This window comes from Iodidimonas nitroreducens (assembly GCA_000710935.1).
In the GTDB taxonomy this organism is placed as follows: Bacteria; Pseudomonadota; Alphaproteobacteria; order Sphingomonadales; family Rhodothalassiaceae; genus Iodidimonas; species Iodidimonas nitroreducens.
Genome location: BAYV01000043.1, coordinates 16,299 through 27,718 on the forward strand (window position 1 = coordinate 16,299; position 11,420 = coordinate 27,718).

The 11,420-nt window shown below is 57.6% G+C and carries 11 protein-coding genes; 5 read left to right on the forward strand and 6 right to left on the reverse strand.

Annotated features, from left to right (window positions below; all coding sequences use genetic code 11):
• Positions 1–11: 11 nt before the first annotated feature.
• From AQ1_RS15200 to AQ1_RS11960, 5 genes are all read right to left on the reverse strand, one after another.
• A complete protein-coding gene (locus AQ1_RS15200; protein ID WP_150007421.1) occupies positions 12–206 on the reverse strand; it encodes a hypothetical protein in 195 nt (64 codons plus the stop codon).
• A gap of 126 nt (positions 207–332) precedes the next feature.
• Positions 333–1,142, reverse strand: a complete 810-nt coding sequence (locus AQ1_RS11945; protein WP_042087603.1) for a hypothetical protein — start codon at positions 1,140–1,142, stop codon at positions 333–335.
• On the reverse strand, positions 1,139–2,224 hold the full coding sequence (locus AQ1_RS11950; protein ID WP_042087606.1) for a hypothetical protein: 1,086 nt from the start codon (positions 2,222–2,224) through the stop codon (positions 1,139–1,141). The genes AQ1_RS11945 and AQ1_RS11950 overlap by 4 nt, the downstream gene beginning before the upstream one ends.
• Before the next feature lie 16 nt (positions 2,225–2,240).
• Positions 2,241–3,059, reverse strand: coding sequence for a crotonase/enoyl-CoA hydratase family protein (locus tag AQ1_RS11955; protein ID WP_042087609.1), 819 nt, complete (start codon positions 3,057–3,059; stop codon positions 2,241–2,243).
• Positions 3,060–3,096: 37 nt separating this feature from the next.
• Complete coding sequence (locus tag AQ1_RS11960) at positions 3,097–4,887, reverse strand: aminopeptidase P family protein (RefSeq protein ID WP_042087612.1); 1,791 nt, start codon at positions 4,885–4,887, stop codon at positions 3,097–3,099.
• Positions 4,888–5,105: 218 nt separating this feature from the next.
• Between AQ1_RS11960 and AQ1_RS11965 the strand changes: the two genes are divergently transcribed.
• A complete protein-coding gene (locus tag AQ1_RS11965) occupies positions 5,106–7,265 on the forward strand; it encodes a S9 family peptidase (protein ID WP_081837316.1) in 2,160 nt (719 codons plus the stop codon).
• Between the two features lie 4 nt (positions 7,266–7,269).
• On the opposite strand, the gene AQ1_RS11970 is transcribed toward AQ1_RS11965, so the two are convergent.
• Positions 7,270–7,938 (reverse strand): DNA-3-methyladenine glycosylase family protein, encoded by a 669-nt coding sequence (locus AQ1_RS11970; protein WP_042087636.1) that lies wholly within the window; start codon positions 7,936–7,938, stop codon positions 7,270–7,272.
• A 181-nt stretch (positions 7,939–8,119) separates the two neighbouring features.
• Here AQ1_RS11970 and AQ1_RS14715 point away from each other — a divergent pair, with 181 nt between their 5' ends.
• From AQ1_RS14715 to AQ1_RS11990, 4 genes are all read left to right on the forward strand, one after another.
• Positions 8,120–8,581: a PRC-barrel domain-containing protein gene (locus AQ1_RS14715; RefSeq protein WP_081837317.1), complete on the forward strand. Its 462-nt coding sequence runs from the start codon at positions 8,120–8,122 to the stop codon at positions 8,579–8,581.
• Between the two features lie 415 nt (positions 8,582–8,996).
• The gene (locus tag AQ1_RS11980) at positions 8,997–10,328 is read left to right on the forward strand and encodes a DNA cytosine methyltransferase (RefSeq protein ID WP_042087614.1); all 1,332 of its coding nucleotides are present in this window, start codon (positions 8,997–8,999) and stop codon (positions 10,326–10,328) included.
• On the forward strand, positions 10,321–11,112 hold the full coding sequence (locus tag AQ1_RS11985; protein WP_042087615.1) for a hypothetical protein: 792 nt from the start codon (positions 10,321–10,323) through the stop codon (positions 11,110–11,112). The genes AQ1_RS11980 and AQ1_RS11985 overlap by 8 nt, the downstream gene beginning before the upstream one ends.
• A 26-nt stretch (positions 11,113–11,138) precedes the next feature.
• Positions 11,139–11,402 carry a hypothetical protein gene (locus AQ1_RS11990; protein WP_042087618.1) on the forward strand — a complete coding sequence of 88 codons (264 nt, stop codon included), beginning with the start codon at positions 11,139–11,141 and terminating at the stop codon, positions 11,400–11,402.
• Positions 11,403–11,420 lie beyond the last annotated feature (18 nt).

Genomic DNA, 11,420 nt, shown 5'->3' on the forward strand with positions numbered 1-11,420 from the left:
CGCCGCTGCGATCAATGGCCTGAAAGCTCGCCAAAGCCATGATGGGAAGACGACCCGCGATCATCCTGATCCGAACTGCCAGCGGCGCCAAAACCTCCACCATGATCAGAGCCACCATCCATGCCATAGGCACTGCGTCGGCGTTCAAGATCACCCTGCGCCTGATCAAGGGTTCGGGGCTTACGTTGCAGATAGGGGCTTGCCATCTTCGACCTTCTTTATCCGCATGGTTTGGTGCGTCTGTTTTGAAGGCCCCATCTTTGCCGCAAAAACTTAATAAATAATGTAAGTACCCTGAAATAATCTGCATAAGTCGTTGATATTCCTTAACCCTAACGCCGAATTGCGCGTTCCAGAAGGCGCAAATGTGTCAGATAGGGATCATAAATTGCCCCATAATTGATTTCTGCCACAAAACGAGACAAACAAGCACCCTCCGCTTCTGGTGGCCCCAGATCACGCAAAAAACGGCGATCATCAAGACCAAGGCTGATCGCCTCAATAGCGGGCCGGAGATTTGGCACCCACGTCCCCGCATCTTTCACCAGCGATAGCCGCCCCCGGGCCAAAGCCTGCCCCGATTTGGCCCCGTCATCCGTCCAGTTTTCAAGGCCATAGGCGGCCACCAGCCGCTCGGCATCGCGATCGGCATCCCGCGCCAGAAGGGGCGGCACCGCCCCGGCCTCAATCGCCCCGGCCTCAACCGCAGTGGCATGGGCTTTTTTCCAGGCTTCCACCGCCGGGCCATCCGCTTCCACAAGGATGATCGACTCCACCGCCATCGCCGGCTCTGGTTGATCGGCTAAAAAACCCATGGCCGCCAGCCTTTCCGCCATCAGGCGCGATGGCGCGGGATGGAAAAAAGGCTCTATGCGCAGGCTCAGGCCATCCCCTTGGCCGATCATCTGGCGAAACATCGGCCCGAAAGATTGATTTTTGAACTGCCCATCATTAACCACGCCATAAAAGCCACCAAGGCGACATTCCGGCACGAAAAGAACGCCATTGGAGGGGCCAAGGCGATTGACCCCGGCCATCAGCAAAGGACCGGCAAAAACACTGAGATAAAAACCCAAGGCCGCGATCAGCGCCCAGCTTTTTCCCGATAATCCGGCTATCCCTGCGATGATCCGGCCCATCATGGCTGATCCAGCCGATAGCGCGCCGCCACGATCCTGATCCGGCCCGCCAGCCAGATCAAAAGCGCCACCAGGGCCACAGCGATAAGGGCCAGCCAAACATCGCCCAAAAAGGGCGAAAGCCACAGATAAAACCGGCTCAAAACAAAAGCCGCGAGCATCGCAAAGGCCCCCCATAAGCGATCGGGCCCATCGCGCAACAGCCCCAAAATCATCAGGCCAAAAGGCACGACCACCGCCACAAGCTGATAGATGAAGGCAATTTTATCAGGCGATAAACCCAGGATTTGCGGTAAAAGGCTGCCGCCCGGTTGGGCGAGGCCAATCAATGCCGCGCCGGCCAAACCCAGCCCGGCCAGCCGCCAGCCCGCAGCCATATCCCCCCATCGTCGCGCCAAAGGCCGCAGGCTGCCGATCCCCATCAACATCACCCCCAGCAGCACAAACACATCCAGCCGCTGGCCAAGGGCCGCTACAGATCGCCCATCCGCCAGCGCCAGCATCGCCCCCATCGCCCCCATGGCTGCGATCAATCCCAAAGCGCCAAGGGTAATGGCACGATAGCGATGGCCCAAGGCTGCCGCATAGCCGCCAGCCAGAAAAATGGTCCCAAAGCCCGGCGGCTGATTGAACAGGCGATGCACCAAAAGCCCCGATGCCCCCAACAGCAAAGCCGACAGGCCCGCCAGAAAAGCGCTGAAATAAAGGCTGCCGCCCCGCTGATGCAAAAGTTCAGCCCCGGCGAAAAACAGCAAAGGGCCAGCGGCCAGAAAGCCCAATTGCGCCCCGATTGAAAGCCCCGGCCACAGGCTATCCAGCCCCAAAAGCCACGCCCCGCATAAAACCACAAGCCCGGCGCTGGCCGCGATCCGCATCCCCCAATGCACCGGCATCCGTGCCGCATCGGCGGGCAAATCCTGCGAACGGCTCAGATCATCGAGCACATCATCATGATAATGGCGGATTTTTCTGGCCTCATCGGCAGTGATCGAAAGCAGCCCCAGATCCTGCAGGCGCTTTTGTTCTTCGCGATAACCGGCAATGGAATCGATCCGCCGGGCTGCCTTGTCGCGGGTCATGGCCATAGATTTTCAGCCTCGCTCAATCCAGAAGATCGTCATAATCCGCCTCGGTCCGGCTCAGGGCCGCTTTCGCCCCTTTCATCAGATCGGGCCCCATCAGCATCGCCGCATTCCATGTGGCGATATAATCCAAACCATCGGCAAGGCTGTGATCGCGGGCATGGTTCAAAACCTGTTTCACCCCTGAAATCGCCAAAGGGCTTTTTTGCGCAATGCCCGCAGCCATGGCCCGCGCTTTTTCGATCACCCCGGCCTGATCATCGGCCATCGCGCTGATAAAGCCCAAACGCAAGGCTTCATCGGCCAGCATGGCGCGGCCGCTATAGGCCAGATCGCGCACAATGCCATGGGGCAGCAAATGGCCGATCCTTTGCAGGGTGCCCACATCAGCCACCATGCCGATATTGATTTCCTGCACGGTAAAGCGAACATCCGCGCTCGCCAGCCGAATATCGCAGGCCGTGACCAGATCCACCCCCGCCCCCAAACAGCCGCCATGGATCGCTGCAATCGAGGGCTTCCGGCAGCGATCAAGGCTGGTGAAACAATCCTGCATGGCGATGATCTTGCGCCGCAGCTTTTCGCGCAGGCGGGCGGGATCGGCCTTGGGCTGGCTATCCGCCGATGGCATCAGGGCCGCCAGCATCGCAAGATCAATCCCCGAACAAAAATGCCGCCCCATCCCCGATATGATGATCACCCGCACCTTGGGGTTTTCATCAAGCTGATCGATCATTATGGGAAAATCGCGCCAGAAATCGGCGTTAAGGGCATTCGCCTTATCGGGCCGGGAAAGCTTTATATGGCCGATCCCCGCATCGATCTGAAGCTCCAGCATCTTATGTTCCTTTTCCCTTATTTTGTGGCGCGTCTTATCAGGCCCCCAAGGGCGCCGTCATCGCCGCCAGCCATGGCCGGGTTCCGGCATCCACCAAAGGCGCCAGCGCCTGATGCACCCGAGCATGATAACCATCGAGCCAGGCCCGCTCATCCGCATCAAGCAAATCGATTTTCACCAGCCGGCGATCGATGGGGGCAAGGGTCAGGGTTTCAAACCGCAAAAACGGACGCTCTGCCTCATTCTCATCGGCCACCACATGCACCAGATTTTCAATGCGGATGCCATAGCCGCCATCCTTGTAATAACCCGGCTCGTTCGACAAAATCATGCCGGGTTGCAGGGCAATCGCATTCGGCGCCTTGGAAATCCGCTGCGGGCCTTCATGCACGGCCAGATAGCTGCCCACACCATGGCCGGTGCCATGATCATAATCCAGCCCCGCATCCCACAAAGGCTTTCGGGCAATGGCATCGAGCTGCGCGCCGGTGGTGCCTTTGGGAAAGCGGGCGCAGGCCAAAGCGATATGGCCCTTCAAAACCCGGGTGAAACGGTCGCGCTCCTCATCCCCCACCGTGCCAATGGGAACGGTGCGGGTGATATCGGTGGTGCCATCGGGATATTGGCCGCCACTATCCACCAGATAAAGCTCGCCGGCCTTCAGCGGGCGGCTGCTTTCGGGGCTCACCCGATAATGGCAGATCGCCCCATTGGGCCCCGCACCTGAAATCGTATCGAAGCTGGTATCGCGAAAGCCTTCGATTGTCTGGCGAAAGGACAGCAGCTTTTCCACACAGCCGATCTCGGTCAGCCCGCCTTTGGGGGCTTCTTCATCCAGCCAATGCAGAAAATTGGTCACCGCCGCCCCATCACGCAGATGCGCCGCCACCGATCCGCCGATTTCCGCCGCATTCTTGCAGGCTTTGGGCAAAGCGCAGGGATCGGCAGCGTGGATGATCTCCGCCCCTCCCGCCTTCAGGGCCTCAAAAACTGCCGCATTGGCGGTTGCCGGATCGGCCAGCACCGCCCGGCCGCCCGCGCCCAGTTCACCCAGCGATCCATAAAAGCTGTCATAAGGCTTGATCGACACTTCATTGCCCAGATGCACCCGCACATCATCATCAAGCTTTCCTTCATCGATATAGAGATCAGCCTGACCATTTTGATGTAAAAGAGCATAAGACAGCGCCACCGGCGTATGATCCACATCATTACCCCGCACATTGAACAGCCAGGCAATCGAATCAAGGGCCGTGAGCACCGCCGCATCCGCCCCCTTTTCGGCCAGAACCGCCGCCAGCCTTGCGCGTTTTTTTGCCGCACTTTCCCCCGCAAGGGCCGTTTCATGGGGGCGCAGGGGATAAGGGGGCGGGGCAGGCTGATCGCTCCACACGCTATCGATGGGATTATCGCTCAGCGCCACCAGTTCGGCGCGTTTGCGGCTCAAAAGCTGCCGGGCTTCTTCAACCCATCCCGGCGTATGCAGGCGCGGATCATAGCCGATCCGATCCCCCGCCTTCAGCCGGGGGGCCAGCCAGTCGAACGCGCTGCTCCCATCCAGATGCACCCGCTCGAACAGCGCCCCATCCACCTGATCGCGCACCTGAATAACATAGCGCCCATCCACAAACACCGCCGCCTTATCCGCCAGAATGATGGCACTGCCCGCCGATCCCTTGAAGCCGCTGATCCACATCAGCCTTTGGGCATAATCGGCGACATATTCACTGCCATGTTCATCCGTAAGCGGCACCACGAACCCGGCCAGCCCGCGGCGGGCCAGTTCGGCACGCAAATCGGCCAAGCGTTGAGCATGAGGATGCGACATGAAAGACTCCTTTGGCAAAACTGAAGATCATCATCCGCACCCGCAGCGGCCGGGTGCGCTTTCCTTCATTGATGGCATTGCCGGGGCTTTGGCGCAAGCCGTGCAGCGTTGCGCCCCTTTCCTTTGGGGGCGGAACATGATTTTCTGTCGCCAATCGGTGCTTTCAAGACAGAATGCACCGCTCTCACGCGCCTCACGTCAAAAGGACATCGCCCTCCATGCCCCAAACCGGTTCCGATCAGCCCACAGCCTCGCCGCCCGCTTTGTCGGCCCCGCCGCGCGCCGAAAAACGGCCCCATGTGATCTGCCATCATGGCATCGAAATTCATGATGATTATGCCTGGCTCCGCGATCCGGCCTATCCCACAGTCGATGACCCTGAAATTCTTGGCTATTTGCGGGCGGAAAATGATTATTACGATTCCGTAATGGATCCCCTGAAAAGCTGGACCGAGGCCATTTTCAAGGAACTGAAGGGCCGTATCAGCGAGGACGATGAAAGCGTTCCCGTAAAAGATGGCGATTGGCTTTATCAATGGCGCTTTCTGGCGGGCAGCCAATATCGCCGCTGGTATCGCAAAGCGGCTGATCCGGCACCCACTCAAAAGGACTGGCAGTGCATTCTGGATGAACCGGCTTTGGCTGCGGGCCATGATTATTTCCGCCTGGGCGGCTTTACGGTCAGCCCGGATGGATCAAAGCTTGCCTATGCCATCGATCGCGATGGCTCGGAACGCTTTCAGCTTGTGATCTTAGATCTCGAAAGCGGCACCGATCTGCCTGATCGGATCGATAACACCATCGGCGCGCCGGTCTGGTCGGCAGATAGCCGCCATCTGCTCTATCGTCTGGTCAATGAAAACTGGCGGCCTTTTTGTGTGAAGGCTCATCTTCTGGGTGATGACCCCACTCATGATCGCGTCCTTTATGAGGAAAGCGACGGGGGCTTTTTCGTGCATCTGGATAAAACCCAATCCCGGCAATGGATTGTCATCTCATCGGGCAGCCATGAAACCAGCGAAGTGCGGCTTTTACCCGCCGATGATATCAGCGCAAAGCCAAAGCTGGTGGCCGCCCGCGAAACCGGCCATGAATATGAACTGGATCATGGCGGCGGACGCTTTTTCATCCGGTCCAATAAAGATGCCCCCAATTTCCGCATTTTCAGCGCCGGGATCGATGATCTCACCCCCAAAGGCTGGCAGGAAATTCTGCCCGCCCATGATCGGGATTATTATCGCGGACTGGTGGCTTTTGGCTCTTTTCTGGCCATCGAACAGCGCCGCGATGGGCTCGATCAGATCCGCATCATCTCCCATGATGGCGGCCATGATCATTTCATCGATTTTCCTGAAACGCTTTATTGCGCCGATCTGGGGGCGAACGCGGAACCCGATCCGGAAACCATCCGCATCAGCTATTCATCGATGATCACCCCGGCCACGGTTTTTGATTATAAGCTTGAAACGCGCCAACTGATCAGCCGCAAGGTACAAAGCCTGCCCAGCGGCTATGATCGCGATGATTATCAAACCGAAAGGCTGATGGCACCATCAAGGGATGGCAAGCTGATCCCGATCTCCATCGTGTATAAAAAAGGCTTTCGCCAAACCGCCCCCGGCCCTTTGCATCTTTATGGCTATGGGGCCTATGGCATGGGAATGTCGCCGTCTTTTTCCTCGGCCCGGCTTTCTTTGCTGGATCGCGGTTTTGCTTATGCCATTGCCCATATTCGGGGCGGCGATGAACTGGGTCGCCTGTGGTATGAGGGCGGCAAAATGCATCAGCGCCATCATGTGTTTGAGGATTTCATCGATGCCGCCCATTTCCTGATCAAAAAGGGCTATGCGAAAGCCGGGAGCATTTCGGCCTCGGGCGGTTCGGCGGGCGGCAAGCTGATGGGGGCCATCGCCAATCTGGAACCCGATCTGTGGCGCGCGATCGTTGCCCATGTGCCCTTTGTGGATGTGCTCAATACCATGCTCGATGCCAGCCTGCCGCTCACCCCCATTGAATGGCCGGAATGGGGCAATCCCGCCATCGATGCCGAGGTTTTCCGCACCATCCTAAGCTATAGCCCCTATGATAATGTGAAGGCACAGGCCTATCCGCCGATGATGATCACCTGCGGGCTGAATGATCCCCGCGTCACCTATTGGGAGCCTGCAAAATGGGTCGCCCGCTTGCGCGCCCTTAAAACCGATGACCAGCCTTTGATCCTCAAAACCAATATGGGGGCGGGCCATGGCGGCAAATCGGGGCGTTATGATGCGCTTTATGAAATTGCCGAAGAATACAGCTTCATCCTGATGGCGTTCGGCCTGCAAGCCTTGGGGCAAAGGGCGCTGGGGGAAAGGGCGCGCGATAAGGCGGATTGATCAATCAATCCCCCGCCTTCAGCGGTGCATTATTCAGGATATGCCAGCAAAAAAGCGCCACCGATGAACGATAGGGCGCCCAGCCCGCCCCCATGGCCTCGGCTTCTTTTATGGATGGGCGCGCCTCCAGCCGCCGCAGGCGGCGCAGCCCTTCCCGCACCCCCAGATCATCGGCGGGCCAGATATCGGGGCGGCCCAAGGAAAACATCAGATACATCCGCGCCGACCAGATGCCAAAGCCCTTCAGCGCCGTGATCTCGGCCGTCACCTTATCATCGGGCATCACGGCCAAAGCCGCAGGATCAAAAGCCCCATCATAAACAGCTCGCGCCAAACCCCGGCCATAGATCACCTTCGCCCCGGATAGGCCAGCAGCGCGCAGGCTGGCTTCATCCGCGTTTAAAAATCCCGCAGGCGTCAAGCCATCGGGCATCAGGGCTTCAACCCGGGCCGCAATGGTGGCCGCCGCCTTTACCGATAGCTGCTGGCCGATCACAATCCGCAACAGAGCGGCAAAGCCCCCGGGTGATCGGCGTTCCGGGGGATAACCCCATTGCTGCACATGATCGGCCAGATCGGCATCGCCCCCGGCCAGATGATCCAGCGACCAGCGCAGATGAGACGCGCCAAGGCCAAAGCCGGACGCATTTTTAAATGATTGTTTAGACTTCATATAGAATACGGCAATTTCTGGATGCAAAGAACACAATGAATCCTATTTTCAAACATATTTCAGACGCAAGTGAAGTTTATACATTATCTCATAGCCAAGTTCAGATGGCTTTCCTGTAAACGAACATCTGAGCCAATGGCTAACGAATATTCTCGTGAAACTCTGACAACGGAGATGATCCATGACGAACTTCAAGTCAATCACGACCCTCGCTTTGACAGCCGCCTTTGCTTTACCTGCCACCGCCCTCAACGCCTATGCCGATCAATACACCGATAAAGCCGGCAAGCAAATGGAAGATGCCGCCACCACAGCCCAGGCCAATATTGAAGGCCGTGATGTTGTGAGCACCAAGGGCGAAGCCATTGGCTCGGTGGAAAAGCTGGTTGTTTCAAAAGATGATAACAAGCTTCATGCCGTGGTCTCGGTTGGCGGCTTTTTGGGTGTCGGCGACAAGGATGTGGCCGTTCCCTATGAAAAGCTTCAAATCGGCGCCGAAAATGTCACCATCATGACGCAGGAAGCCAAAACCGACCTGCGCAATATGCCTGAATATGACGAAAGCAAATTCAGCAGCTATGACAAGAAGGCCAAAAAGGGCATCAAAGCCCCCAAGAATGAAGAGCTGGATCGCAAATACTGATCCAATCGGATCTGCCAGACCTCAGAAACCCCCGCCCCGCGCGGGGGTTTTTTTATGTCGGGGCATTTCCATCCGGTCTATCCAGACCATCACCGCCGGGGCAGCCGCAAGGTCACGCCACACAATGGCTATGGACTTATAACAACGACCGCCCCAACATGGGCATCGGTGGTATCACACCAGCAATGAAACTGAATAGGACTGCGTGAATTCTATGAAGACCCCCCATTAAAAATGGGGGGATTACCGGATGGGCGACAACGGTTGTATGGCAATGCGAGACAGGCGACGTGGATGCTCTACAAGTTAGACTACAAGAAATTGTGGAGCGAACCTAAAAAACGATCGACATGCTGTGTCTCGCCAGCTAAGATAACAATGTGAATCAGCGAGACGGACGTGAAAGGGCAAGTCTATGAGACCAGTGGGAATCGACCTTTTTGCCGGTGCGGGAGGCCTGAGCCTCGGCTTCGAACAAGCGGGCTTCGACGTTGCCGCCGCCGTCGAGATCGATCCCGTGCACTGCGCCGTCCACAAGTTCAACTTCCCCAAGACTGCGATCATCCCCCGGACCGTCGAAGGGCTGAGTGCCGCATCCATCCGTATGGCCGCCGGTATAGGCGACCGCCAGGTGGATTGCGTGTTCGGAGGTGCGCCCTGTCAGGGTTTCTCGCTAATCGGACACCGTGCGCTCGACGATTCGCGAAACAGGTTGGTTCTCGACTTCGTGCGGATCGTCGCTGAGCTGAAAGCGCGCACCTTCGTGTTCGAAAACGTCAAAGGTCTGACCCTCGGCAAGCACAAGACCTTCCTGAACGAATTGTTCAAAGCGTTCGACGATGCGGGGTACGAAGTTCGCACGCCGTGGAAGGTGTTGAACGCCGGTCACTACGGCGCGCCGCAATTCCGCGAGCGGTTGATCCTGTTCGGATGCCGGAAGGGCGAAACGCTACCGGACTATCCCGCACCGTCAACCAATCTTTCCGGGCGGAAAGCTGAGTTCGAAGGGCTGCCCGATGGACCGAACTGCATAGATGCCCTTGGCGATTTGCCAGACGCTGATCGTTTCCAGACGCTTTTGAATTCGGATGCTGTCAAGACAACGGGCTTCGGAGAGCCGTCTCGCTATGCCGCTGAACTACGCTGCATGAACAACGAGGCGTGGCACTACGGGTATGTTCGGGACTGGAATCCGGCAATTCTTACATCGAGCGCCCGCACCGATCATACCGAAATTTCGAGACGGCGGTTTTGTGAAACCGAGCCGGGCTCCGTCGAGCCGATCAGCCGCTTTTTCAAATTAGCGGATGACGGCGTGTCCAATACCTTGCGCGCGGGCACGGACGGTGCGCGCGGCGCGTTCACAAGCCCCAGGCCTATCCATTACCGCTATGATCGCTGTGTGACCGTTCGGGAGATGGCGCGCCTGCACGGGTTTCCCGACTGGTTCCGCTTTCAAGTCACCAAATGGCACGGTGCGCGGCAGATCGGAAATGCGGTTCCCCCGCCGCTTGCACGGGCAATCGCAACCGGGGTGATGAAATCGCTCGCAATCGAACCGAGCCGACCGGAGAGCACCCTCGCCTTGGGCGGCGAATCGCTCCTGTCGCTCGATTTGTCCGGTGCGGCGGACCACTTCGGGGTGGAAGCTCCATCGAGCCGCCGGAACCAGAAAAGCGGGGCCAAGAAGCGCAAGCAGATCGACATCGAACGCGAGCGCCTGGCTGAGCAGGTGGCGCATGGCTAAGAAGACCCCAAACCGATACCAAGCCCTTATCGAAAAGATTTTCTTCGATCACTATACCGATGGTTCTACATCCCTCGATTTTACGCGTCAGGAAATCAAAGACGCTGCCGGTACATTGGGTATCGTGCTACCTGACAATCTCGGCGATGTAATCTATTCATTCCGCTTCAGGACCGATCTTCCCGAACGGGTTCTCGCCACACAGCCCGAAGGCATGGAATGGGTGATTGAGCTTGCAGGGCGGTCCCGATACCGATTTTTGCTGGTCAAGATCAGCCGTATCCTGCCCCGCGAAGATCTTGCGCGGATCGATATTCCTGACGCGACGCCTGAAATCATCCGGGCCTATGCGCTCGACGATGAGCAGGCGCTTTTGGCGATTGTCCGGTATAACCGGCTCGTCGATACGTTCCTTGGCCTCACAACATACAGTTTGCAGAACCATTTGCGCACGACGGTGAAGGGCATCGGTCAGATCGAGATCGACGAGTTATATGTCGGTATCGACAAGCGCGGCTGTCATTATGTGATTCCCGTTCAGGCCAAAGGCGGCAAGGATCAGATCGGCATTGTCCAGACATCGCAAGACATCCGGTTCGTCGAGGAGAAATTTCCCGGTACGCGTTGCCGCGCCATATCGGCCCAATTCATGGAGGATCAAGTGGTCGCTCTGTTCGAGTTGACCCTCCAAGACGGTGAAATCAAGGTCGTTGAAGAACGCCACTACCGGCTCGTTCCTGCAAAGAACCTCGATCAGCATGCGATCCGGGACTACAGAGATTAAACATTCAGCGGGGCGAAGGGACTGCATTGACCGACAAGAAGGGAAGAACGACTGCAACAGTCCTGTATTTGATCGTCTTGGCGGTCATACAGTGGGCGGTCGTCGGTCAGGGATTTCCGATCGATGAAAAACTTCTCTGGTTTGCCAACGGTGTCGCTAGCCTTCTTCTCGGTAGCCGTCTTCTCAATCCTCACTTCGTCCCGCCGGCGGATGTTGCGACCAACTCGTTCGTTGCCGGCGGCACGTTGATCGCGGCACTTGCCGCGAAGCTCGCACTGAGATGCCCCTAGATTTATAGACGCTTTGCT

Excerpts from the sequence above, each read along its gene's own strand:
- AQ1_RS15200 (WP_150007421.1), bottom strand. The coding sequence starts at position 206 with ATGGCAAGCCCCTATCTGCAACGTAAGCCCCGAACCCTTGATCAGGCG.
- AQ1_RS11945 (WP_042087603.1), bottom strand. The coding sequence starts at position 1,142 with ATGATGGGCCGGATCATCGCAGGGATAGCCGGATTATCGGGAAAAAGC.
- AQ1_RS11950 (WP_042087606.1), bottom strand. The coding sequence starts at position 2,224 with ATGGCCATGACCCGCGACAAGGCAGCCCGGCGGATCGATTCCATTGCC.
- AQ1_RS11955 (WP_042087609.1), bottom strand. The coding sequence starts at position 3,059 with ATGCTGGAGCTTCAGATCGATGCGGGGATCGGCCATATAAAGCTTTCC.
- AQ1_RS11960 (WP_042087612.1), bottom strand. The coding sequence starts at position 4,887 with ATGTCGCATCCTCATGCTCAACGCTTGGCCGATTTGCGTGCCGAACTG.
- AQ1_RS11965 (WP_081837316.1), top strand. The coding sequence starts at position 5,106 with ATGCCCCAAACCGGTTCCGATCAGCCCACAGCCTCGCCGCCCGCTTTG.
- AQ1_RS11970 (WP_042087636.1), bottom strand. The coding sequence starts at position 7,938 with ATGAAGTCTAAACAATCATTTAAAAATGCGTCCGGCTTTGGCCTTGGC.
- AQ1_RS14715 (WP_081837317.1), top strand. The coding sequence starts at position 8,120 with ATGACGAACTTCAAGTCAATCACGACCCTCGCTTTGACAGCCGCCTTT.
- AQ1_RS11980 (WP_042087614.1), top strand. The coding sequence starts at position 8,997 with ATGAGACCAGTGGGAATCGACCTTTTTGCCGGTGCGGGAGGCCTGAGC.
- AQ1_RS11985 (WP_042087615.1), top strand. The coding sequence starts at position 10,321 with ATGGCTAAGAAGACCCCAAACCGATACCAAGCCCTTATCGAAAAGATT.